This is a genomic window from Marinobacterium aestuarii (assembly GCF_001651805.1).
GTDB classification, from domain to species: Bacteria; Pseudomonadota; Gammaproteobacteria; order Pseudomonadales; family Balneatricaceae; genus Marinobacterium_A; species Marinobacterium_A aestuarii.
Genome location: NZ_CP015839.1, coordinates 1,961,696 through 1,985,619, shown reverse-complemented (window position 1 = coordinate 1,985,619; position 23,924 = coordinate 1,961,696). Strand labels below are relative to the sequence as shown.

16 protein-coding genes and 3 tRNA genes are annotated in these 23,924 nt (G+C 60.4%); 11 read left to right on the top strand and 8 right to left on the bottom strand.

Annotated elements, in window-relative coordinates; translation table 11 throughout:
* Positions 1-6: 6 nt before the first annotated feature.
* The 7 genes from A8C75_RS08785 to gltX form a co-directional block, all read right to left on the bottom strand.
* The gene (locus A8C75_RS08785; protein WP_067380862.1) at positions 7-771 is read right to left on the bottom strand and encodes a M90 family metallopeptidase; all 765 of its coding nucleotides are present in this window, start codon (positions 769-771) and stop codon (positions 7-9) included.
* Between the two features lie 63 nt (positions 772-834).
* Complete coding sequence (locus A8C75_RS08780) at positions 835-1,089, bottom strand: DUF2164 domain-containing protein (protein ID WP_067380859.1); 255 nt, start codon at positions 1,087-1,089, stop codon at positions 835-837.
* Between the two features lie 333 nt (positions 1,090-1,422).
* Positions 1,423-1,498 (bottom strand) — tRNA-Ala (locus tag A8C75_RS08775).
* A 28-nt stretch (positions 1,499-1,526) separates the two neighbouring features.
* A tRNA-Glu gene (locus A8C75_RS08770) sits at positions 1,527-1,602 on the bottom strand.
* Between the two features lie 28 nt (positions 1,603-1,630).
* Positions 1,631-1,706, bottom strand: a tRNA-Ala gene (locus A8C75_RS08765).
* A 182-nt stretch (positions 1,707-1,888) separates the two neighbouring features.
* The gene (locus A8C75_RS08760; RefSeq protein ID WP_067380856.1) at positions 1,889-2,824 is read right to left on the bottom strand and encodes a carbon-nitrogen hydrolase family protein; all 936 of its coding nucleotides are present in this window, start codon (positions 2,822-2,824) and stop codon (positions 1,889-1,891) included.
* 161 nt (positions 2,825-2,985) lie between these two features.
* Complete coding sequence (gene gltX, locus A8C75_RS08755) at positions 2,986-4,479, bottom strand: glutamate--tRNA ligase (protein ID WP_067380853.1); 1,494 nt, start codon at positions 4,477-4,479, stop codon at positions 2,986-2,988.
* 198 nt (positions 4,480-4,677) lie between these two features.
* Between gltX and A8C75_RS08750 the strand changes: the two genes are divergently transcribed.
* From A8C75_RS08750 to A8C75_RS08700, 11 genes are all read left to right on the top strand, one after another.
* On the top strand, positions 4,678-5,265 hold the full coding sequence (locus A8C75_RS08750; protein ID WP_067380850.1) for an ANTAR domain-containing response regulator: 588 nt from the start codon (positions 4,678-4,680) through the stop codon (positions 5,263-5,265).
* A 66-nt stretch (positions 5,266-5,331) separates the two neighbouring features.
* The gene (locus A8C75_RS08745; RefSeq protein ID WP_067380848.1) at positions 5,332-6,507 is read left to right on the top strand and encodes a CmpA/NrtA family ABC transporter substrate-binding protein; all 1,176 of its coding nucleotides are present in this window, start codon (positions 5,332-5,334) and stop codon (positions 6,505-6,507) included.
* A 332-nt stretch (positions 6,508-6,839) separates the two neighbouring features.
* Positions 6,840-8,156: a CmpA/NrtA family ABC transporter substrate-binding protein gene (locus A8C75_RS08740; RefSeq protein ID WP_227820010.1), complete on the top strand. Its 1,317-nt coding sequence runs from the start codon at positions 6,840-6,842 to the stop codon at positions 8,154-8,156.
* Positions 8,157-8,258: 102 nt separating this feature from the next.
* Entirely contained in the window at positions 8,259-9,215 is a 957-nt protein-coding gene (locus tag A8C75_RS08735; RefSeq protein WP_418287456.1) for an ABC transporter permease, read from the top strand.
* Positions 9,216-9,245: 30 nt separating this feature from the next.
* Complete coding sequence (locus tag A8C75_RS08730; protein ID WP_067380846.1) at positions 9,246-10,184, top strand: ABC transporter ATP-binding protein; 939 nt, start codon at positions 9,246-9,248, stop codon at positions 10,182-10,184.
* A 183-nt stretch (positions 10,185-10,367) separates the two neighbouring features.
* Complete coding sequence (locus A8C75_RS08725; protein WP_067380843.1) at positions 10,368-11,837, top strand: NarK family nitrate/nitrite MFS transporter; 1,470 nt, start codon at positions 10,368-10,370, stop codon at positions 11,835-11,837.
* A 91-nt stretch (positions 11,838-11,928) separates the two neighbouring features.
* Entirely contained in the window at positions 11,929-13,659 is a 1,731-nt protein-coding gene (locus A8C75_RS08720) for a bifunctional protein-serine/threonine kinase/phosphatase (RefSeq protein ID WP_067380840.1), read from the top strand.
* A gap of 334 nt (positions 13,660-13,993) precedes the next feature.
* On the top strand, positions 13,994-15,256 hold the full coding sequence (locus A8C75_RS08715) for an NAD(P)/FAD-dependent oxidoreductase (RefSeq protein ID WP_067380836.1): 1,263 nt from the start codon (positions 13,994-13,996) through the stop codon (positions 15,254-15,256).
* Positions 15,257-15,335: 79 nt separating this feature from the next.
* A complete protein-coding gene (gene nirB / locus A8C75_RS08710; protein ID WP_067380832.1) occupies positions 15,336-17,888 on the top strand; it encodes a nitrite reductase large subunit NirB in 2,553 nt (850 codons plus the stop codon).
* 11 nt (positions 17,889-17,899) lie between these two features.
* Positions 17,900-18,244: a nitrite reductase small subunit NirD gene (gene nirD / locus A8C75_RS08705; protein WP_067380828.1), complete on the top strand. Its 345-nt coding sequence runs from the start codon at positions 17,900-17,902 to the stop codon at positions 18,242-18,244.
* A gap of 344 nt (positions 18,245-18,588) precedes the next feature.
* The gene (locus tag A8C75_RS08700) at positions 18,589-21,237 is read left to right on the top strand and encodes a nitrate reductase (protein WP_067380825.1); all 2,649 of its coding nucleotides are present in this window, start codon (positions 18,589-18,591) and stop codon (positions 21,235-21,237) included.
* Between the two features lie 28 nt (positions 21,238-21,265).
* Here the strand turns inward: A8C75_RS08700 and A8C75_RS08695 are convergent, their stop codons facing one another.
* Complete coding sequence (locus tag A8C75_RS08695) at positions 21,266-23,914, bottom strand: bifunctional diguanylate cyclase/phosphodiesterase (protein ID WP_162272098.1); 2,649 nt, start codon at positions 23,912-23,914, stop codon at positions 21,266-21,268.
* Positions 23,915-23,924: the final 10 nt, after the last annotated feature.

The window sequence follows — 23,924 nt, the reverse complement described above, 5'->3', positions numbered from 1 at the left end:
GCCACTTCAGCCACCCAGGCGTAACAGCGGATCCTGCCGATAAAACAGACGCAGCTGCCCATACACCTCAGGGTAGCTGCCCTGCAATAGATCAGGCGCCGCAAAGAACGCCTCGCTCAGCACTGCAAAACACTCCGCCGGATCCTGTGCCGCATAGGCATCCAGCGCCATAGCCCCACCCAACTCAGCCTCAGTCGCAAGGCCCGCATAGGCCGCAGCAAAATCCACCGCCCACTGCTGCACCGACATGCCCGCATGCAGCGGCGGCAAGCCATTGGCCGCGCCGTTGAGCATATCCAGCTTATGGGCGAACTCGTGAATCACCAGATTGACACCCGCAGGTGCCTCCGCCTCCACATCCTCCCACGACAGGATCACAGGCCCCTGTTCCCAGGCCTCACCACTGAGCGCCGCACGCTCGACATGCACCACGCCATCCTCGTCCTGATATTCATGTCGGGCGACAAAACCGCCGGGATAGACCAGCACGCTGCGCACGTCACGGTACCAATCCAGCCCCAGCGCCAGCACGGGCAGACAGGCCTGCACCGCAATGCGCAAACGCATGGCATCACTCAGCACCAACCCCTGTACACCCACCACAGACTTTTCCACCAGGAACAACAGCACCAGCTGCTGCAGATCCCGTAACTCCTCCGCACTCAAGCCTCGCAAGAGCCCAAGCGATGCCACCAACTCCTGCCACTGCGCCTGCGGCAACGCAGCCCTCTCCAGCAGACGCCTGCGCCGCCAGGCCCTGAAACTCCACATCAGCACCACCTGCAATCACCAGAGCACCACAGACAATCAACAGCCGCAATCAGGCCCCGCACACTAGCGCAGAAACTCTGTCGGCTTTTCGATCTCACTGATAGCCTCGGCTATATCATCCAGCTTGCCATTCAGCACCGCCTGAGCATCCGACAAGCCACGATTGTAGTAGTAGGCTCCTACTTTTTCGGAGAAAAAATCCAGCAGAAACTCGGCATCAAACTGACCAATGTCCTGCTCCAGCTCATCCCGAAAATAGCGCTGAATCTGCAGCACAACAGATGCCTTCTCTTCCTTTGAAAACTCAATCAGGGCCATGCAATCCACACTCCTCTTACTCACTGAATGCCGCGAACCGACACCACCAGGCCGCCACGCACAACTCGACCGACGCACATCACATTGAGACGCCAACCACACGGCACCATCATAGCGATTAACGCGACCCACCAGAACAAAGAAGAAAAGAAGCAAGGGAGAAACAGCCGGAGACAAGCACCTCAGAGCAGCACCCAGCAACAACGGACAGGAAGCATAAACATCAACGGAAACACAGGACAAAACGAATAACGAGCGTAAAAATTACGGAGGAATAAAACGACAGAAAACAAGCAGACAAGAGAGATAGAGCAGGAAATCATGTGCATGAATTGGTGGAGCCTGGGGGGATCGAACCCCCGACCTCGACGCTGCCAGCGTCGCGCTCTCCCAGCTGAGCTAAGGCCCCATAAAACAATTCACGCAAAACCTGAAAGTGGCGTCCCATAGGGGGTTCGAACCCCTGTTACTGCCGTGAAAGGGCAGTGTCCTAGGCCACTAGACGAATGGGACGCATAGGACTTTCAGCTGTCTTTTGAAGTGGTGGAGCCTGGGGGGATCGAACCCCCGACCTCGACGCTGCCAGCGTCGCGCTCTCCCAGCTGAGCTAAGGCCCCCTTCAGAAGACGAGCGCTATAGTAAAGTCAGACCCCGGTACTGTCAAGCAGGTTTTCTGCAAAAAACCAAAGAAAGTCCTTTAATATTCAACTGGTTAAACAACGCTCAGATTGAGCCGGATCTGCGGACAACAAGGCGCCCTTAAGGATGCAAATGCAGGCAATAGCAAACAGCTACCCTACTACTTGAACGTCAATGGCGGCTTGACGCCACGATCCACCTCAAGACTAAAGATATCGGGGCGACCGTAATGCCCCGCCACGTCCAGGGATTTGCGGGCCTCGCGAGCAGCGTCTGGATCAATCTGCGCATACAGAATGCCTTTTTCCCGATGCAGCGGGCCGGCCACAACGCCGCCAAAGGGCTTGATGACAACGGCATCCCCCGGATTGATCCATTCATCCGCACTGTACAACAGATCTCGATCCGGGAAAGAGTCCGGAATGTCGCCAGTCTGCATGGCGGTTGCGGTGCTGAGCACCCAGCAGCCGCCCTCACGCGCGATATGGTTCATTGACGCCAGCCAGGTTTCGCCGCTATCCCAGGTCGGGGCTATATAAAGGTCGATGTTCTGGGCATAGAGCGCGAAACGCGCAAGCGGCATGTAGCTTTCCCAGCAGATCAGACAGCCAATACGCCCGACCGGGGTATCGACTACGTTCAGGCCGGAGCCATCGCCGGCGCCCCATACCATACGTTCAGGATTGGTGGGCATCAGCTTTCTATGCCGATTCAGAATCTTGCCATCAGGCCCAATGACAACCACCGTATTGAACAGGGTGGAACCGCTGTATCGGCTATCCCGTTCGTTGAGCCCCATAACCACCACCATATTGTGCCTTGCTGCCGCCTCGCATATGCACTCAAGACCACCAGACTCCAGATCAACCGCGTTGGCAACAAGCTGAGCATGCAGACGATTTCCCAGCGCCATGTCACCACCGGGTCGCAGCCGCCAGATCCAGGTTGGGTAACCGGGAAGATAGGCCTCCGGGAAAACCACAAGCCGAGCCCCCTGTGTTGCCGCCTCCTCGATACTTTCGAGGGCGCGCTCCAGTGTCGCCCTGAGATCCAGCAATACCGGGGGCTTCTGAATAATTGCAACCTGTATGCTCATGGTGACTGTTCCGCCAAGTGAGTAAGTCCATTGAGACTAGCCCACTACGGGCAGCCGTCCAGCCTGATCAGGCGCCACTCATGCCTGACACAGAACGCAAAAACCCCGCCGCAGCGGGGTTTGGACGGACCAGGACTATGCGTCCCGGCGCACTCTGTTAATCAACCCTCAGCCTTTAGCGCCGCAAATTCCTTCTCCCAGCGCTTGCCTTCCTTCTTCGAAGGCCCGCCAATGATATTGAGCGCATGACGCACGCGGGCGCGACTCATGTCCGGCCCAAGGATCGCCATGGCGTCCATCACGGACACCGTCTGACTGGTGCCGGCAATGGCGATAAACAGCGGGAACAGGAAGTCACGGATCTTGAAGCCCATGCCATCGGCCAGCGCCTTGAGTTCGGTAAAGAGCTGATCCTTGGTCCAGACAGACTCGGTATCTATCTGCCAGGAGGCAAACTGCAGAATCTTGCGCACGTCTTCAATCTGCAGGGACTTGTGTGCAAAGCTGGATTCATCCAGATCGATCATGCCCGACAGGAAGAAGCCCGCCAGGGGCGCCACATCCGACAGCTTTTCGACGCGCTGCTGAATCAGCGGCAGAATCTGCATCAGGTACTGCGGGTTCAGCGCCCACTGCTGGAAGCGCTCGGCAAACTGCTCCGGACTCAGGTCTTCGCGCAGCCAGAGGCCATTAAGCCAGCTGAGCTTTTCCTGATCGAAGACAGGCCCGCCCAGGGACACGCGCTGAATATCGAAGTTAGCGAACATTTCGTCGCGCGAGAACTTCTCCTGTTCATCCGGCATGGACCAGCCCATGCGACCCAGGTAGTTGAGCAGCGCCTCAGGCAGGAAACCCATGCGCTGGTAGTACAGGATGCTGGTCGGGTTCTTGCGCTTGGACAGTTTGGACTTGTCGGGGTTGCGCAGCAGCGGCATATGGCAGAGTACCGGCATGTCCCAGCCGAAGTATTCATACAGCAGCTTGTGCTTGGGTGCCGAGTTGATCCACTCCTCGCCACGAATCACGTGGGTGATCTCCATCAGGTGATCATCCACCACGTTGGCCAGATGGTAAGTCGGCATGCCATCGGACTTGAGCAGAATCTGCGCATCCACCATGCCCCAGTCCAGCTCGATGGTGCCGCGCAACAGATCGTCGATCTGGCAGGCGCCCTCGCCTTCAGGCACCACCATGCGAATCACGTAGGGCAGCCCCTGGGCCGCGCGCTGCTCCACTTCAGCCGCCGGCAGCGCCAGATCACTCTGCTTCAGCGCGGTATGACCGCCGGCAGCCCGACGGGCTTCACGCAGTGCATCCAGCTCTTCAGGTGTGCGATAGCACAGAAAGGCCTTGCCCTTCTCCACCAGTTCCAGCGCGAAGTTCTTGTAGATATCGCCACGCTCGCTCTGACGGTACGGACCGTGGGGGCCGCCGACATCGGGACCTTCGTCCCAGTCCAGCCCCAGCCAGCGCAGGGAATCCAGAATCATCTGCTCGGATTCCGGCGTACTGCGCGCCTGATCCGTGTCCTCGATGCGCAAAATAAACTGCCCGCCGTGCTGGCGCGCGAAGGCCAGATTGAACAGGGCTATAAAGGCGGTGCCGACATGGGGATCGCCGGTCGGGGACGGAGCTACGCGGGTACGTACTGTCATCGTTATCCTGAAAGCTATAATCGAGTTAGCGAAATGACGCGCATTATAACGCCGCACCCAGACTTGGGACAGTCAAGTACCGGCGGACATCCCTGACGGCGTCGAAAATTTATCGCAAGAAAGGCATGTTTCATGCATATATTTTCAGTCACAGGATTTTGTTTGCCTGACTGAATGCACCCAGGAGCCCCCGTTAGAATGAAAAGCCCTCCATCGATAAAAGTATTGGTGATTGATGAGGATCGTGGCCGAGCCGCGCTGCTTGAACAGTCGCTGCGCGATCAGGGATATGAGGTGCTGGCACGACTGGACAATACCGATCTGCTGGCCGACCGGGTGGAGGAGCTTCACCCCGACATGATCATTATCGATCTGGACTCCCCCAGCCGGGATGTGCTGGAAAACATGGCGCTGCTGAATGACCGTTCACCGCGCCCGGTGGTCATGTTCGCCGAACAGGGCGACAGCGATACCATTTCAAAGGCCATCCGCTCCGGCGTCAGCGCCTACGTGGTCGACGGGCTTGAATTTGGCCGCATCAGCTCGATTCTGGATGTCGCCGCCGCGCGTTTTCGCGAGTTCCAGGCGTTGCGTCGCGAGCTGGTCGAGGCACGCTCGGAGCTGGCCGATCGAAAACTGATCGAAAAGGCCAAGGGCCTGGTGATGAAACGTCACAAATGCCCTGAAGACGAAGCCTTCAAGGCGATGCGCCGCATGGCGATGGATCAGCAAAAGCCGCTGGCCGAAATCGCCCGCAACATTATTGCCGTGATGGAAATCATCTGATCTGAACACGCTGCCCGCCCCGACCGCGGCGCACCGTTTGCATCCGACCCAATATGGATACCCGCTATGCCTGACCTTAGATTGCCCAGCCCTTTGCCGGCACCGGAAAAACCGCAACTGACACTGGGCTTCGTGCCCCTGATCGACGCCTGCCCGCTGATCCTGGCGCTGGAACTGGGATACTTCCGCGACTGCGGCCTGGACGTCAGCCTGAGCAAGGAGGCCTCTTGGGCCAGCATCCGCGACAAGGTGCAGCTGGGCCTGCTGGATGCCGCCCAGATGCCGGCGGGCATTCCGCTGGCCGCAGCCCTGGGGCTCGGCTACGGCCAGAACCCGCTGGTCTGCACCATGGGTCTGGGCCTCAACGGCAATGCCATTACCCTAAGCAGTGCGCTCCATGAAGCCCTGCAACAGGCGCCGGATTTCGGCACCGACCCCGCCTGCGCAGGCGCGGCCCTGGCCTGGTACCTGCGCGAACATCCCCAAGAGCGCCCCACCTTCGCCACCGTGTATACCCACTCGATGCACAGCTTTCTGCTGCGTTACTGGCTCAACGCCTGCGGTATCGACCTGCAGCGCATTCGCCAGGTGGTGGTGCCGCCGCCCCAGATGGTGGATGCACTCAAGCGCGGCCTGATCGATGCGTTTTGCGCCGGCGAGCCCTGGAACAGTGTCGCCCAGCAACAACAGGTCGGCCGCGTGCTGATCAGCGGCCACCAGATCTGGCATAACGCGCCCGACAAGGTGCTGGGCACCACCGCCCACTGGGCCCGCCAGCACCCGGACAGCCTGCAGCTGCTCATCATGGCACTGCTGCGAGCCTGCGCCTGGCTGGATGAAGCCGGCAATCGCAGCCGCATGCTCGACATTCTGGGCCAGCCACAGTACCTGGGCGCCGGTCTGATAACACCGGATCCCGGTATCGGCCGGCATCAGTTCTTTGGCAGTGCCGCCAACTTCCCCTGGCAGTCCCAGGCACGCTGGCTGCTGGAGCAAATACAGCAGGGCCAGCCCAGCCCCCGCAGCGGTGCAGAACTGGATGAACTGGCGCGCTCGACCTACGACAGCAGCCACTTTCGCCTGGCCAGCGCCGCCCTGCAGCTCAACCTGCCGCTGAACGACAGCAAGCTTGAAGGCATGCACGACAGCCCCTGGGAGGTTGCCGGCAACCAGGGCCCCCTCAGCCTGCCCAAAGACAGGCGCTTCGATCCGAGCGCCCAGCCTGTAACGGCTGAGCAATAAGAGTGCAGCACGCCAGCACCACTGACTTGCCGCAGTGCACAACAGAGCGCACAAAAATCACGCAACATAATTTAATCCATATATTTCAATGATTTAAATTTGTGGCACGGCTTATGCAATATCCTGAACAGTTTTGTTAAAAAGCAGTTTCAGGCAAAGGCGCCTGTAGCGGGACACGTATTTGGTCCCGTTGCAGGCGCCTTTTTGTTTGCAATTCAAGGAGCCAGACCATGCCACTCAACACCGCCCCGAGCACCACCTCCGTCCGCCCCCGTCGCACCCTGCTTAAGCAGGCGATGATCACCGCCGGCGCCCTGTCGCTGTCATCCCTCATGACCCTCAGTCTGGCCCAGGCCGCAATAGGCCCGCCTGAAAAGGAAGACCTGAAATTCGGTTTTATCAAGCTCACCGACATGGCGCCGCTGGCCATCGCCTACGAAAAGGGCTATTTCGAGGATGAAGGCCTGTTCGTACAGGTCGAAGCCCAGGCCAACTGGAAGGTACTGCTGGACCGCGTGATCGACGGCCAGCTCGACGGTGCCCATATGCTGGCGGGCCAGCCACTGGGGGCGACCATCGGCTACGGCACCCAGGCCCATATCATTACCGCCTTCAGCATGGACCTTAACGGCAACGGCATCACCGTCTCCAACGATATCTGGGAGCGCATGAAGCCGCATATCCCCAAGGATGCCGACGGCCGGCCGGTACACCCCATCAAGGCCGATTACCTGAAACCGGTGGTCGACGAATTCAAGGCCCAAGGCAAGCCCTTCAACATGGGCATGGTCTTCCCGGTCTCGACCCATAACTACGAGCTGCGCTACTGGCTCGCCGCCGGTGGCATACACCCCGGCTTCTATGCGCCCCACAAGGGTGATATCAGCGGCCAGCTCAGTGCCGATGCCCTGCTGTCGGTCACGCCGCCGCCACAGATGCCCGCCACACTCGAAGCCGGCACCATTCATGGCTACTGCGTCGGTGAGCCCTGGAACCAGCAGGCGGTATTCAAGGGCATAGGCGTGCCCATCATCACCGATTACGAAATCTGGAAGGACAACCCCGAAAAAGTGTTCGGCGTATCCAAGGCCTGGGCCGATGCCAACCCCAACACCCACCTGCGCGTCGTCAAGGCCATGATCCGTGCCGCCAAGTGGCTGGACGCCAACGACAACGGTAACCGCCCCGAAGCCGTTGAGATTTTGTCCCGGCCTGAATATGTCGGTGCTGATTATGAAGTTATCGCCAATTCCATGACCGGTACCTTCGAATACGAAAAAGGTGACATACGCGAGGTGCCCGATTTCAACGTCTTCTTCCGCCATAACGCCACCTACCCCTACTACTCGGACGCCATCTGGTACCTGACACAGATGCGCCGCTGGGGCCAGATCGAGGATGCCAAGCCGGACAGCTGGTTTATGGATATCGCCAAGAAGGTCTATCGCCCGGACATCTACGCCCAGGCGGCCCAGTCCCTGATCGAGGAAGGCAAGATGGAGGCCTCCGAGTTCCCGGACTTCGGCACTGAAGATGGCTACCGCGCGCCCCAGACCCACTTTATAGATGGCATCACCTACGACGGCCACAGCCCCAACGACTACCTGAAAAAATTCGGTATCGGCCTCAAGGGCGACGACAAAATCTGAGCTTAACCGGCGCAGGCAGCACGCCTGCGCCTCCGTTGTGGAGCAATAACCGTGAGCACTACAAGTCCCCAAAGTCACCCTCTAAAGGCCCGCCGGCTGCGCCTGTCACTGCGCGCACCCAGTGCCGACAGCGTCACTCGCATCGCCCGTGCCCTGCTGCTGCCGCTGCTCGGCCTGCTGGTGTTTGTGTTCGCCTGGCATATAGCCGCGCGCAATATCGATACTTCGCTGGGCAAGTTCCCAGGCCCGACCCAGGTGTATGAACAGTCCTTTGGCCTGATCGCCGACCACCAGCGCGAGCGCGGCCGCGAAGCCGCCTTTATGGAGCGCCAGGAAAAGCGCAATGCCGCCACTCTGGCCAAGGACCCCGGCGCCGAGGTACGGCTGCGCAACTACACCGGCAAACCCACCTTTGTCGATCAAATCGGCACCAGCCTGGTCACGGTACTGGCAGGCTTTGCCCTGGCCAGCCTGATCGCCATTCCGCTGGGCATCCTGATCGGCCTCAACGGCACCCTGTACGCGGCGCTTAATCCGCTGATTCAGCTGTTCAAGCCGGTCTCCCCCCTGGCCTGGCTACCCCTGGTCACCATGGTGGTCAGCGCGCTTTACGTCTCCGACGACCCCATGTTTGCCAAGTCCTTTGTTACCTCGCTGATCACGGTGTCCCTGTGCAGCCTGTGGCCAACGCTGATCAATACCGCCGTGGGGGTGTCGAGCATCAGCCAGGACCTTAAAAACGTCAGCAAGGTGCTGCGCCTGCCGTTCATGACCCACGTTCTCAAGATCGCCATTCCGGCCTCGATTCCTGCCATGTTTACCGGCCTGCGACTGTCGCTGGGCATCGCCTGGATGGTGCTGATCGCCGCCGAAATGCTGGCGCAGAACCCGGGGCTCGGCAAGTTCGTCTGGGACGAGTTTCAGAACGGCAGCTCCGACTCCCTCGGGCGCATCATGGTCGCGGTCCTGGTGATCGGCATCATCGGTTTTATGCTCGATCGCGCCATGCAGCTGCTGCAGAGCCGCATTTCCTGGGACAAAAACGCCGTCGTGCGCTAGTGCACTAGCCACCCAACAAGGAGACACCCCATGACTCACCTGGAACTTACCGGCGTAGCGATCGACTTTCCGACCCCCCGCGGCCCTTTTCGCGCCCTGGACGGCGTCAATCTGAAGATCGACCAGGGCGAATTCGTCTCCCTGATCGGCCACTCCGGCTGTGGCAAGTCCACAGTGCTCAACCTGGTTGCCGGCCTCTATGAGGCCACAGAGGGCGGTGTGGTACTGGAGGGCAAGGAGGTGCGCGAGCCCGGCCCCGAACGGGCCGTGGTGTTTCAGAACCACTCGCTGCTGCCCTGGCTCAGCGCCTACGAAAACGTCGAACTGGCGGTCAGGCAGGTATTTCGTAACAGCAAGACCCGCGCCGAAATGAAGGACTGGATCGAGCACAACCTGGAGCTGGTGCACATGAGCCACGCCCTGCACAAGCGCCCGGATGAAATTTCCGGTGGCATGAAGCAGCGCGTAGGCATAGCCCGGGCGCTGGCGATGCAGCCCAAAGTGCTGCTGATGGACGAACCCTTCGGCGCCCTGGATGCCCTGACCCGCGCCCATCTGCAGGACTCCCTGATGGAGATCCAGGCGCGGCTCAACAATACCGTGATCATGATCACCCACGATGTCGACGAGGCCGTGCTGCTGTCGGATCGTATCGTCATGATGACCAATGGCCCGGCGGCCACCGTGGGCGAGATCCTTAAAATTGAACTGGAGCGGCCACGCAACCGCATCGAACTGGCCGACGACGCCCGCTACAACCACTACCGCCACGAGGTGCTGAGTTTCCTGTACGAGAAGCAGCACAAGCCAGACCAGGACAACAGTCAGCGCAGTACGCCGAGCGGGAAGTCTGCCCCTACCAAACCCGCAACCGAAACCGCAATAACAACCGAAAGCGCAGTACTGGCACAGGACGTGCATTCATCCATGGCATCCACAGGAGAAACGACAGCCCCGGCTGCCGCCTGACCCACGGCAACGGCGCCAGGGGCCAGATAGCGGGTAAAAAGACAACTCCTGACGCACCGAAACAAGGCCCATAAAAGGGCAAACGCACCAAATTTGAACAATGGCGTTCAAGCCTTCCCGGCAACGGGAATCTTGGACGCCATTTTTTTTGCACTTTGCTGGCCCAGTAATGGATGAAGACCTATGACTGATCACACCAAGCTCAACCTGTTTGCCTTTAGCGGCAAAATGAAGATCCTGCACATGAGCTGGATCGCCTTCTTCCTGACGTTCTTTGTCTGGTTCAACTTCGCGCCCCTGCTGGGCGTGATCAAGACCTCCTTGGGACTGACCTCCGACGAAATCAAGACGCTGCTGATTCTCAACGTCGCCCTGACCATTCCGGCCCGCGTTCTGATCGGCATGCTGACCGACAAGTACGGCCCGCGCAATGTCTACGCCGCGCTGCTGTTCTTCTGCAGCCTGCCCTGCTTCATGTTCGCCCTGGCGCAGGACTTTACCCAGGCCGCCGTCGCCCGTTTCCTGCTGGGCTTTATAGGTGCAGGCTTCGTTGTCGGCATCCGCATGGTGAGCGAATGGTTCCCGGCCAACGAACTGGGTACCGCTGAAGGCATTTACGGCGGCTGGGGCAACTTCGGTTCCGCCGCCGCCGCCATGCTGCTGCCAACCCTGGCACTGATTTTTGGCGGCGAAGACGGCTGGCGCTATGCCGTGGCCACCACCGGTCTGCTGTGCCTGATCTTCAGCTTTGTGTGGTTTTTCAATGTGTCCGATACCCCCAAGGGTTCGACCTACTTCAAGCCCAAGCGTATCGGCGGGCTGGAAGTCACCAGCAAGGGCGACTTCGTTTTCCTGCTGATCATGAAAATCCCTCTCTATGCGGCCCTGGCGCTGCTGTGCTGGAAACTGTCGCCCCAGGGTGTATCGATTCTCAGCGCCACAGTCGCGTTCTTTATCTATATTGGCCTGGCGATCTTCTTCATTTATGACTGCTACAGCGCCTACAGCGTCAACCGGGAGATCTTCACCCAGCCGGTACCGGAAATGCACCGTTACAAGTTCAAGCAGGTTGCGGTACTGAATGTGCTCTACTTCGCCACCTTCGGTTCGGAGCTGGCCGTGGTCTCGATGCTGCCACTGTTCTTCGCCGACGTTTTCGAGCTGGACATGGTCTATGCCGGCCTGCTCGCCTCGGGCTATGCTTTCATGAACCTGATGTCCCGCCCGGCCGGTGGCCTGATCAGCGATCGCTGCGGACGCAAAGCCACCCTGCTGGTACTGACCGCGGGTCTTGCCCTGGGCTATGGTGTCATGTCGGTGATCGACAGCAGCTGGCCGCTGGCACTGGCCGTCATTGCCGCCATGGCCTGCTCCTTCTTCGTCCAGGCCGGTGAAGGTGCCGTCTTTGCCGTCGTGCCGCTGATCAAGCGCCGCCTCACCGGCCAGGTAGCTGGCATGACCGGCGCCTACGGCAATGTCGGTGCAGTGTTCTACCTGACAGTACTGTCCATGGTCAGCTACCAGACCTTCTTCATGGTCATTGCCGCCACCGCGGTACTGGGCTTTGCCGTCCTGCTGCTGCTGGAAGAACCCAAGGGGCACATGGCCGAAGTCAATGCCGATGGCAGTGTCGAGCTGATCAACGTCTCCTGATCAGCCTCTCCTGACTCAAGCGACAGCAGGAAGTAACCCGGGGGCGCGGCCGCAAGGCTTCGCCCCCTTTTGAGGTTCTGGAAGCACGATTATGAATCAGCCCCACAGCGGTGCCACCAAACTGCAGGTCCGTTTCGGCGGCCAGTCCATTGCTGGCATCAAACCGCAAAACCAGGATGCCTTCGCCGCCCATGCGCCGGACGACCAGGCCCTGCTGCTCAAGGGCGCCGCGGCGGTGATCGCCGATGGCGTCAGCAGCTGCGCCGACTCTCATATCGCCAGCCAGACCGCGGTCACCAGCTTTATTACCGACTATTTCAGCACCCCCGACAGCTGGAGCACCCGCCACGCCGCCGCCCGCGTGGTCTCGAGCCTCAACAGCTGGCTCTATCAGCAGAATTCCAGCCGTCTGGGTCACGACGACAGCATGCTGTGCACCTTTTCGGCGGTGATCTTCAAGTCCAACACCCTGCACTGCTTTCATGTCGGCGACAGCCGCATCTGGCACTGCCGCGACGGCGAGCTGGAACAGCTCAGTCGCGACCATGTTCACGTAGAAGGCGGCCGCAATTACCTGTCCCGCGCCTTCGGTGCCGACCAGCATCTGGAGCTGGATTACCGCACCCAGGCGCTCGAACCCGGCGATCGCATCCTGCTCACCACCGACGGCGTGCATGAGCACCTGACCCGGGCCCAGATCAGCCAGCTGATGAATCAGCACCCCACCGATCCCGTGGCCGCCAGCGCGCTGCTGATCGACCAGGCCATGGCGGCGGGGAGCGATGACAACCTCACCGCCCTGCTGATCGAGGTCGATGCGCTGCCGCTGGAAACCCCGGATGAAAACTATCAGCGCCTCAGCGCCCTGCCGATACCGCCGGTACTGAATGTCGGCAACCGCATCGACGACTATGAAGTGCTGGATGTAATCTTCAGCGGCACCCGCAGCCATATGTATCGCGTCAAGGATCTGGCCAGTGGCCAGATCTACGTGCTCAAGGCGCCGTCGGAGAACTTCAGCGAAGACAGCCTCTACCTGGATGGCTTCATGCGCGAGGAGTGGGTCGGGCGCAGGCTGGATCATCCCAATGTCATGAAGACCTTCGCGCCGCCGCGTCCCAAGCGCCTGCTGTATTACCTGGGCGAACACATCGAAGGCCAGAACCTGCGTCAGTGGATGCAGGACAACCCCCAGCCGCCACTGGACAAGGTGCGCGACCTGATGCGCCAGATCATATCCGGCCTGCGCGCCTTTCAGCGGGCCGAGATGGTGCACCAGGACCTCAAGCCAGAGAACATCATGATCGATGGCGACGGCCGGGTACGCATTCTGGATTTCGGTACAGTACGCATCGCCGGTATCGAGGAAATGGGCTCGCCACTGGACAAATCCGTCCCCCAGGGTTCGGTCAACTATGTGGCACCGGAATACCTGATGGGCCAGCAGGGCAGCTTTCGCGCCGACCTGTTTTCGCTGGCCGCGATCTGCTATGAAATGATTACCGGCCAGCTACCCTATGCGGAACCCTCCACCAAGCGCTATCGCATCGAGCACTATGGCGAGCTGCACTATATCCCGGCCCTCAAGCACCGCAAGGACTTGCCGTTCTGGATGGAAGGCTGCCTGCGCAAGGCGCTGCAACCCAATCCGATTCACCGCTATAACGCTTACTCTGAATTCCTGCATGACCTGACTACTCCCAACAGCCAGCTGGAGGCCCGGGTACGCGACCAGCCACTGATGACCCGCAACCCGCTGCTGGGCTGGCAGCTCATTGCCGGCGTGCTGTTGCTGATCAACCTGCTGCAGGCGTTTTTATAGACAGGCGCGGTACTGCCCACATCTGGGTAGCCCCTGCACACTATCGCTGGCGCCATACTTTCGCACCAATAACAGGCACCGCCACGGAGCAAGCACCCTATTCGGTGCACCAAAGCCCCTGACCCGCCCCCCGCAAACTACCCCAGAGTACTGAAAATACACACTTTCCAATACTTGGCACGGTCCCTGCTTTATACAACATAGACAAAGCGACGGACTCTTCGGGGTCCACTGAACAAAGGCGTTCATCCCCCGTGTCATTGCGCACGGCTGATGAACGCCTTTTTTTATTGAACGCTTTTTCCTGAAATAGATATTGCGGAGCCCACACCGGATGGAACTACAGAAACTGGTCATTATTGGTAACGGCATGGCAACCAGCCGTCTGCTCGACGAGCTGTTGAGCCGCGATGCCAGTGCCTACCAGATTACTGTATTCGGTGATGAGCCCGGTGGTGCCTATAACCGTATTCAGCTCTCACCACTGCTGGCAGGTGACACCGACCGCAAGTCGATCCAGCTTAAGAGCAACCTCTGGTACAAGAACCACGGCATCAGCCTGCACAGCAATGACGCCGTGGTAGAGATCGACCGGGCCCAGCGTTTTGTTATCAGCCACAAGGGGCTGCGCTGTGAATACGACCAGCTGATTCTGGCCACAGGTTCACGCCCGGCCCGGATCCCGGCCGATAACCAGGCACTGGCTGGCATCTTCGATTTTCGTACCGAGCAGGATGTCGAGCACATCCTTGCCCAGAGCGCCCGCAGCCGGGACGCACTGGTGATCGGTGGCGGCCTTCTGGGTCTTGAAGCCGCCGACGCCCTGGCCAAAAAGGGCCTGGGCGTGACCCTGATTCACCGCGGTGACTGGCTGATGAATCGCCAGCTCGACGCCTGCGCCGGCGAGCTGCTGCGCGCCGAGCTGGCCCTGCGCGGTATTCGCTTTGTACTGGGGGATGAAATCAGCCACTTCGAGGGCAGCGAGCAGCTGCAGGGTGCCGTGCTGAAAAGCGGTACCCGCCTCGATGCCCAACTGGCCATCATCGCCACCGGCATTACCCCCAACAGCGCGCTGGCGCGCTCGGCGGCGCTGGAATGCGACCGCGGCCTGCAGGTCGATGATCTGCTGCGCAGCAGCGATGCCCGCATCAGTGCCCTGGGGGAATGCATAGAGCACCGTGGACGGACCTTTGGACTGGTAGCACCGATCTGGGAGCAGGCTCGCCTGCTGGCAGATCGACTGGTCCGGGGTCTGGCCACTCCTTATCGTGATGCACCGGTACCCACCAAGCTGAAGGTGTCGGGCATCAATCTGTTCAGCGCAGGCGAGTACCTCGATGCCCCTGAGCTGGACAGCCTGACACTGGGCGACAGCGCCAGCGGCGTCTATCGCAAGCTGCTGCTGCGGGATAACCGTCTGGTAGGCGTCGTGCTCTATGGCGACGTACAGGACGGCCAGTGGTACTTCGAACTGATGCAGCGCCAGCAGGATCTGGGCGAACTGCTGCCACAGCTGATCTTCGGCCGCGCCTGCTGCCTTGATGAGATCCCGGAAGTACCGGTCACGGCCTCCATTACCCAAGAAATAGCCGTATGAACACTGAACTCAAACTAGCAGATCGATCCTGTACGACCGGGTCCCTGCCAGCCACAGAATCCGTAACGGGAGTAACCCCATGAACAAAACTAAACTGATCCTGATCGGCAATGGCATGGTCGGTCACCAATTCCTCGCCAGCCTTGCAGACAGTGGCGCAGCCGAGCGCTTTGACGTCACCATCTTCTGCGAAGAGCCGCGTCTGGCCTACGACCGTGTGCAGCTGAGCGCCTATTTTTCGGGCAAGACCGCCGAAGATCTGGCCATGGGGCAGCCGGCGCAGTACGCCGAATGGGGCTACACAGTACGCCTGAACGAAAAAGTCGTCAGCATTGATCGCGATAACCAGAGCGTCACCAGCAACACCGGTGATGTCCTGGCCTACGACCAGATCATTCTGGCCACCGGCTCCTTCCCCTTTGTGCCACCGGTACCGGGTCATGACCGCGAACACTGCCTGGTGTACCGCACCATCGAAGACCTGGAAGCCATCACCGCCAGCGCCGCCAAGGGCCGCAGCGGTGTGGTCGTGGGCGGTGGCCTGCTGGGACTGGAAGCGGCCAAGGCGTTGCGCGATCTGGGGCTCGAAACCCACGTAGTGGAATTTGCCCCGCGCCTGATGGCGGTACAGCTGGATGATGCCGGCGGCAAGGTGCTGCGCGACAAGATTGAAGAACTGGGCGTGAAGGTACATACCGGCAAGAATACCCAGCAGATCGTGGATGGCGACAACGCCGTGCACCGCATGGAGTTCGCCGACGGTGAGGTACTGGAGACAGACGTCATCCTGTTCTCCGCCGGCATCCGCCCGCGTGACGAACTGGCCCGCAGCTGCGGCCTGGATGTGGGCGAGCGCGGCGGCATCGTTATCGACAACGATTGCCTGACCTCGGACAAGAACATCTTCGCCATCGGCGAATGCGCCCTCTGGAATGGCCGCATCTTCGGCCTGGTGGCCCCAGGCTACAACATGGCCAAGGTCGCCGTTGCCAGGCTGCTGGGTGAAGACAAACAGTTCCTCGGCGCCGACATGAGCACCAAACTCAAGCTCATGGGCGTGGATGTGGCCAGCATCGGCGACGCCCACGGCCATACTCCGGGCGCGCGCAACTACACCTATCTGGATGAAGCCTGCGGCACCTACAAGAAGATCGTCGTCAATGAAAGCGGCAAGCAGCTGCTGGGCGCGATCCTGGTGGGCGATGCCGAGGACTATGGCACCCTGCTGCAGTACGCCCTCAACGGTATCGAGCTGCCGGAATTTCCGGACAGCCTGATCCTGCCCCAGCGCGGCGGCGACGGCAAACCCGCGGGCCTGGGCGTTGCCGCCCTGCCCGAAACGGCGCAAATCTGCTCCTGCCATGATGTCTCCAAAGGCGATATCTGCCAGGCCATCGATGGCGGTGCCGCCACCCTGGGTGACGTCAAGTCCTGCACCAAGGCGGCCACGGGCTGTGGCGGCTGTTCCGCCCTGCTGACCAACCTGGTGAACCATGAACTCGAAAGCCGCGGCGTGGAAGTCAATCGCAACCTGTGCGAGCACTTCGACTTTACCCGTCAGGAACTTTACCATCTGGTACGCGTGGATCAGATCAAGTCCTTCGACGAGCTGCTGCACAAACACGGCCGTGGCAAGGGCTGCGAGATCTGCAAACCCACCGCCGCTTCCATCCTGGCGTCGTGCTGGAACGAGTTCGTACTGAAAAAGCCCCACGTCGGGCTGCAGGACACCAACGATACTTTCCTCGCCAACATGCAGAAGGACGGCACCTACTCGGTCGTGCCCCGTGTTGCCGGCGGTGAAATCACCCCCGACAAGCTGATCACTCTGGGTCAGGTGGCCAAGCAGTTCAACCTCTACACCAAGGTCACCGGCGGCCAGCGTATCGACCTCTTCGGCGCCCGCCTGGAAGAGCTGCCGCAGATATGGCGCATCCTGGTGGATGCCGGCTTTGAAACCGGCCACGCCTACGGCAAGTCGCTGCGTACTGTCAAATCCTGCGTCGGCAGTACCTGGTGCCGCTACGGTGTAGACGACAGTGTGGGTCTGGCCATCGAAGTGGAGAACCGTTACAAGGGCCTGCGCTCGCCTCACAAGATCAAGTTTGCCGTATCCGGCTGCACCCGTGAGTGCGCCGAGGCCCAGAGCAAGGACGTGGGCATCATCGCCACCGAAAACGGCTGGAACCTCTACCTGTGCGGCAACGGCGGCATGAAACCGCGCCACGGCGACCTGTTCGCCACCGATCTGGACAAGGACACCCTGATCAAGTACATCGACCGTTTCCTGATGTTCTACGTCAAGACCGCCGATCGCCTGCAGCGCACCTCCGTGTGGATGGACAACCTTGAAGGCGGTCTGGACTACCTGCGCCAGGTCATCATTGAAGACTCCCTGGGGCTTGGCGCAGAACTTGAAGAGCAGATGCTGCAGGTTGTCGGCACCTACGAATGCGAGTGGAAGAAAACCATCGAGGACCCAGAAGCCCTCAAGCGTTTCCGCCCCTTCGTCAACGCCGATGCGACCGACGACAACGTGGTGTTCGTGATGGAACGCGATCAGATCCGCCCCGCCACCGCTGCGGAAAAAACCGCCAATACACCGGCCGTCCCCGTCAAGATGGTTAGCTGAGGAATCAAACCATGACCACCAACACAAAACTGATTTCCCTGTGCAGCAAAGCCGACCTGGTCCCCAACAGCGGCGTCTGCGCCCTGGTGGACGGCCGCCAGGTGGCACTCTTCTACCTGCCGGACGACGAACAGGTCTACGCCATCGACAATCACGACCCCTTCGGCCAGGCCAATGTATTGTCCCGCGGCATCGTCGGCTCCATCGCCGATGTGCCTGTGGTCGCCTCGCCGCTGTACAAGCAGCGCTTCAGCCTGATCGACGGCCAGTGCTTCGAGGACGAGACAGTGAAACTCGCCACCTGGCAGGTAAGCCTGCGGGATGACGTACTGCTGATCGACCCGACGCCCCGTTAAGGGGCATGCGGGATCAGGCACGCACCCAAACGGCTCCTTTATGTACCGCAACAGTCCCCCACTGCCGCGATTCACACCCGGAAACGCCAATGCCATGGGCATTTTGGGAAAAATAATAAACTGGCATGACATTCGCATAACCAATAACAATAGAACGAAAAGTGTCGTGCCCCGCGAGATCTGATTCTCACCGGCCCGGCCCCTAACGTGGAAGTTGGCAATGGCGCCATCTCCTGCCACTTGGCGGGAGGTGGCGTTTTTTTATGCGCACTGTTTTCCAAGTTGCCTGTGCGCCTGACTCCCCATACACCCAGGTCTGAACGACACGGCGAGTGGAACCCATCATGAAGAACAAACCTGAGTCCAGCACCCTGACCACCTGCCCCTACTGCGGCGTCGGCTGTGGTGTCGAGGCGCGCGTTAGTGACAACCGCCTGATCGCGGTGAGCGGCGATGCATCGCACCCGGCCAACAACGGCCGTCTTTGCGTCAAGGGCTCGGCGCTGCATGAAACCGCAGGCCCCGAGGGCCGTCTGCTGTACCCGCAGATTCAGGGTCAGCGCGTCAGCTGGGACAGCGCGCTGGACAAGGTCGCCGATACCTTCGCCCGCCTGATCGATCAGCATGGCCCCGACTCGGTCGCCTTTTACCTGTCGGGCCAGATCCTGACCGAAGACTATTACGTCGCCAACAAGCTGATGAAAGGCTTTATCGGCAGCGCCAATGTCGATACCAACTCGCGCCTGTGCATGTCTTCGGCGGTCGCCGGGCAAAAGCGCGCCTTTGGCAGCGACACCGTACCCGCCTGCTACGACGACCTCGACGAGGCCGACCTGGTCATACTGGTGGGCTCCAATGCCGCCTGGGCCCACCCCATCCTGTATCAGCGCCTGGCAAGAGCCAAACAGGCCCGCCCGGACATGCAGGTCGTGGTACTGGATCCAAGACGTACCGCCACCTGTGACCTGGCCGACCGCCACCTGGCCCTCAAGCCCGGCAGTGATGCCTTTCTGTTCAACGGTCTGCTGAGCTACCTGGCGCAGAACGATGCGCTGGACGACGACTATATTGCGCAGCACTGCGAAGGCTTTGACGCCGCCCTGACCCAGGCCCAGCAGCAGTGCCCGGACCTGATGACCACCGCGGCCTACTGCGGTCTTGAGCCTGCGGACGTGCAGTGGCTGTTCGAGCATTTCGCCCGCACCGAGCGCAGCCTGACGTTTTACTCCCAGGGCATCAACCAGTCGTCCTCCGGCACCGACAAGGCCAACGCCATCATCAACTGTCACCTGGCCACAGGGCGTGTCGGCAAGCCCGGCGCCAGCCCGTTTTCCATTACCGGCCAGCCCAACGCCATGGGCGGGCGCGAAGTCGGCGGCCTGGCCAACCAGCTGGCGGCCCATATGGAGTTCGACAACCCGACTCACCTGGAAACAGTGGCCGACTTCTGGCAAGCCCCCAAAATGGCGCAGGCGCCTGGCCTCAAGGCCGTGGATCTGTTTCAGGCAATTGAGCGCGGCGACGTCAAGGCCGTCTGGATCATTGGCACCAACCCGGCGGTGAGCCTGCCGGACTCGGCCCAGGTACGCCGCGCCCTGCAGCAGTGCGAACTGGTGGTGGTCAGTGACTGTGTCGAGCAGACCGACACCACGGCCCTGGCCGACGTGCTGCTGCCGGCCACCACCTGGGCCGAGAAAAACGGCACCGTCACCAATTCGGAACGCCGCATCTCGCGCCAGCGCGGCTTCTTGCAGGCTCCTGGCGAGGCTCGCCACGACTGGCAGATCGTCTGCGATGTCGCCGCACGCCTGGGCTTCGGTGACGCTTTCGCGTACCGGCACCCGGCGGACATCTTTCAGGAACACGCCCGCCTGTCGGGCTATCGCAACCAGGGCAGCCGGGATTTTGATATCTCCGCCCTGGCCGACCTGACCCGCAACCAGTACGACGCCCTGGCACCCATCCAGTGGCCCGTCACCGATACCTCCCCCGAAGGCACGGCGCGCATGTTCGCAGACGGCCACTTCTTTACAGCCTCGGGCCGCGCCCGCCTGCTGCCTATAGATGCCCGCATGCCAGCCAATCCCTGCCGGGACGGTGACTTCGTACTCAATACCGGGCGCAGCCGGGATCAGTGGCATACCATGACCCGCACCGCCCGCAGCCCGCGTCTGCTGGACCACTGCGACGAACCCTACATCGAAATCAGTGAACGGGATGCACAACAGCAGCGCATTCACAGCGGTGACCTGGTCAGCCTTTCAGCCCTCAATGCTGAATATATCGGGCGCGCTCGGGTGACCCCGAATCAGCAACCAGGATCACTGTTTGCCCCCATCCACTGGAATGATCGCTATGCATCCCACGGCGCTGTCGATGCCCTGGTGGCCGCCGTCACGGATCCGGTCTCCGGGCAACCCGAGCTGAAACAGAGTCCGGTGCGCATGCAGGGCCTGCGCCCGCGCTGGCAGGGGATGCTGCTGAGCCTGGACGCCATTGAGACGCCCGCCAGTGACTACTGGAGCCGTGTCACGCTGGAGCAGGGGGAACGCTATGCGCTGGCGGGGTTCAATGACAGACCGGACTGGTCGGACTGGGTCAAAAGCTGGCTACCTGCCAGCACCGACCTGATCGAGCTGCTGGACAGCCACGCCAACCACTATCGCGCCGCCGCCTTTAGGGACGGCCGCCTGTTATGGGTGTTTATTGCCAGTTGCGACGCTGAACTGCCGCCGCCTGCCTGGCTGTCGACCCAGCTGGGACGCAGCCTCACGACCAAGGAACGCATGCAATTACTGTCGGGCCGCGCCAGCGAAGGCGCACCGGATCAGGGGGCAATCATCTGTTCCTGTTTCCAGGTGGGGGAAAAGCGCATTCGTCAGGCGATGAAGGCGGGTGCCAACTCGGTCGAGTCCCTGGGCAAGGCGCTGAGCTGCGGCACCAACTGTGGCTCCTGCATTCCCGAGCTCAAGGCGCTGATCGAACATGCCTGAGCAGGCATTAACACAAATCTCGCTGCACTCAGTGATCTTCCCTGGCCGGGCGCAGCAGCGGAATCTTTGCCGTGGTCTGCAGCAGTCGCTCGGCCTGGTCAAAGTCAAGCGGTTTTGAAAACAGATACCCCTGCCCAACGTCGCAGCCGAACTGGCGCAGGATGCGCCACTGGGATTCAAGCTCCAGCCCTTCAGCGACCACCTTCAGCCCAAGCGCATGGCCCATCTGGATAATGGTACGTACCACGGTGGCATCGTTGGCGTGTTTTTCCAGCTCGTCGATGAAGCACTTGTCGATCTTGAGCGTTGCCACCGGGAAGCGGGTCAGATAGCTAAGGGAACTGTAGCCGGTGCCAAAGTCGTCGATCGTCAGGGACAGACCCAGCGCACGTAGCTGTTCGAGGCGCGGCATTACCAGCGCCAGGTTTTCGGCCAGCAGTGACTCGGTGATTTCGAGCTCCAGCGTCGCCGGATCAAGACGGTTATCGGTTATCATCTGGCGGGTATAGCCGACAATCGAATCATCCAGCAGCTGACGCACCGACACATTGATGGCCATGGTCAGCGAACGGCCGCCAATGGCCTGAAACCGGGCCAGATCCTCACAGCCCTGCCTAAGCGCAAAGCGACCCAGCTCCTCGATAAACCCGTTTTCCTCGGCGATCTCAATAAACTCGGCGGGACCGACCGCACCCAGCGAGCGACTGTTCAGACGCATCAGGGCCTCAAAGCCCAGAATCTCGCCGCTTTCGATCGAGTTCTTGCTCTGGTACACCATAAAGAGTTCGCCGCTCTTCAGCGCAATGGGCAGCTGATGTTCAATCTCGAGCCGGCGTTTCATGCGCTTGTCGAGCTCGGCATCAAAAAAGGTAAAACGACCGCGACCACAACGCTTGGACTCATAGAGCGCAAGGTCGGCATCACGAATCAGCCCCTGAGCATCGGGGCTGTCGACCGGATAGCGCGATATGCCAATACTGATCGACATGCTCAGATTCTTGCCCTGCAACGGCAGGGGTGCGCGAAAGGCCGCGAGTATATTGCCCGCCACCTGTTCGATCTGGGACCTGTTCTGAAAGCTGAAATGGATCAGGAATTCATCGCCACTCATGTGCGCCAGGCTGCCATCAGCACCCAACACCTGCTGCAGGCGCTGAGCGACCCTGACCAGCACCTGATCACCGAACAAATGTCCGAAGGTATCGTTAATCTGCTTGAAGTTGTCCAGATCCAGATACAGTAGCGCCACTTCACTTTGGCTACTCCAGGCCTGCTCCAGCGCCTGTGTAATCAGCTCGCTGGCCCGGCGCCGGTTGGGCAATTGCGTCAGTGAATCGAAATTGGCTTGCTGGTAGAGCAATGCTTCTGCGGCCTTGCGCTCGGAAATATCCTGACCGATCAGGATAAAACTGACATCGTCCGACTCGGAAATTTCCACCAGCGAAATCGAAAACTCATACCATTGCTCGGTACCGGCCCTCTGGCGCTCGCCGCACCAGCTGCCGTTGTCCAGCACCTTGCCCTGAATCTGCTGCAGATCGTCACGCAGCATGTCATGGGGGGAAAAGTTCGTGACCGGCACCCCCTTGAGGCGAGCCTCATCCTGCTTGACCTCCCCCTCGAAGCGACGGTTGGCATATTCGATACACCAGCTACTGTCGGTCACCACAACGCTGTCCTGGCTCTGCTCAATCGCCTGGGACAACTTCAGCAGATTACTCTCGGCGGTGATACGGGCATTGACCAGCCGTGTACCGGCCAGCCAGATCAAGCGATAGACCAGCAGCGCGACCAGCAGAAACAACGCCACCACGGTGCCCACGGACTGCACCTTGCCGAGCCAAAGCCAGAACAGCTGACGCAGCGGCAGAAAGGCAGCGGAGACAAACTGATACTGCGGCAGCAACTGCGACTGCACCACCACCGATTCATCATTGAGAGCCAGCGAAAAGGCATCGCCACTCATGCCATAGCCACCGCGCAGCTGCAGTTCTGCAAGTGTCTGGGTATCGACCTTCATAGTGGCAAGATCACGCAACATGCCTCCCGTCATGGGGTGGGCATAGCGCAGCTTGCCATCATCCGCCAGCAACCAGAGGTTGGCGCCGTATCGACGCTGCACGTTTTGCCAGATCGAATCCTGCCCATTGATGCTGTACAGCGCCACCAGCAGCGCCAGCACATTGCCGTCCTTGTCGGGCAGAGCCAGAAAGGCGGGCAAGAGCGCGACTGAATCGACATCAAGACGAAAGGCCGCCCCCAGCTTGAGGTGTTCGGTATAGCGCGCCTGGGTGATGGCATCACTTGAGGTCAGACTGAGATCCGCCGCCATGTCAGCGCCCACCCCCAGCAGCAGCTCGCCGCGACGATCAAGCACACCCAGCCCACGAATTTGCGGCACAGTAGCAGACAACATATCCAGCGCCGCCTGCAACTCGGAACGGCGCAGACGGTTATCCTGCACCAGCGGAGATCCTGCAGACAGCAGCAACTGTTCCTGCAGGCGGAAAAACGTCTCGGTCTGATCAATAAAGGCCGCGTTCTGCTGCTGCAGATCCTGCGTCACGTTGCGCCTCACCTCGTTCCAGCTGAACCAGCCGTAGGAAACGACAGACAGCAGCAGCAGCAGCGACAAGATCAGCATCGTTAGGCGCAAGGGCCTGAAACTATCGGTCATATCCAGTCCC

Excerpts from the sequence above, each read along its gene's own strand:
- A8C75_RS08785 (WP_067380862.1), bottom strand. The coding sequence starts at position 771 with ATGTGGAGTTTCAGGGCCTGGCGGCGCAGGCGTCTGCTGGAGAGGGCT.
- A8C75_RS08780 (WP_067380859.1), bottom strand. The coding sequence starts at position 1,089 with ATGGCCCTGATTGAGTTTTCAAAGGAAGAGAAGGCATCTGTTGTGCTG.
- A8C75_RS08760 (WP_067380856.1), bottom strand. The coding sequence starts at position 2,824 with ATGAGCATACAGGTTGCAATTATTCAGAAGCCCCCGGTATTGCTGGAT.
- gltX (WP_067380853.1), bottom strand. The coding sequence starts at position 4,479 with ATGACAGTACGTACCCGCGTAGCTCCGTCCCCGACCGGCGATCCCCAT.
- A8C75_RS08750 (WP_067380850.1), top strand. The coding sequence starts at position 4,678 with ATGAAAAGCCCTCCATCGATAAAAGTATTGGTGATTGATGAGGATCGT.
- A8C75_RS08745 (WP_067380848.1), top strand. The coding sequence starts at position 5,332 with ATGCCTGACCTTAGATTGCCCAGCCCTTTGCCGGCACCGGAAAAACCG.
- A8C75_RS08740 (WP_227820010.1), top strand. The coding sequence starts at position 6,840 with ATGACCCTCAGTCTGGCCCAGGCCGCAATAGGCCCGCCTGAAAAGGAA.
- A8C75_RS08730 (WP_067380846.1), top strand. The coding sequence starts at position 9,246 with ATGACTCACCTGGAACTTACCGGCGTAGCGATCGACTTTCCGACCCCC.
- A8C75_RS08725 (WP_067380843.1), top strand. The coding sequence starts at position 10,368 with ATGACTGATCACACCAAGCTCAACCTGTTTGCCTTTAGCGGCAAAATG.
- A8C75_RS08720 (WP_067380840.1), top strand. The coding sequence starts at position 11,929 with ATGAATCAGCCCCACAGCGGTGCCACCAAACTGCAGGTCCGTTTCGGC.
- A8C75_RS08715 (WP_067380836.1), top strand. The coding sequence starts at position 13,994 with ATGGAACTACAGAAACTGGTCATTATTGGTAACGGCATGGCAACCAGC.
- nirB (WP_067380832.1), top strand. The coding sequence starts at position 15,336 with ATGAACAAAACTAAACTGATCCTGATCGGCAATGGCATGGTCGGTCAC.
- nirD (WP_067380828.1), top strand. The coding sequence starts at position 17,900 with ATGACCACCAACACAAAACTGATTTCCCTGTGCAGCAAAGCCGACCTG.
- A8C75_RS08700 (WP_067380825.1), top strand. The coding sequence starts at position 18,589 with ATGAAGAACAAACCTGAGTCCAGCACCCTGACCACCTGCCCCTACTGC.
- A8C75_RS08695 (WP_162272098.1), bottom strand. The coding sequence starts at position 23,914 with ATGACCGATAGTTTCAGGCCCTTGCGCCTAACGATGCTGATCTTGTCG.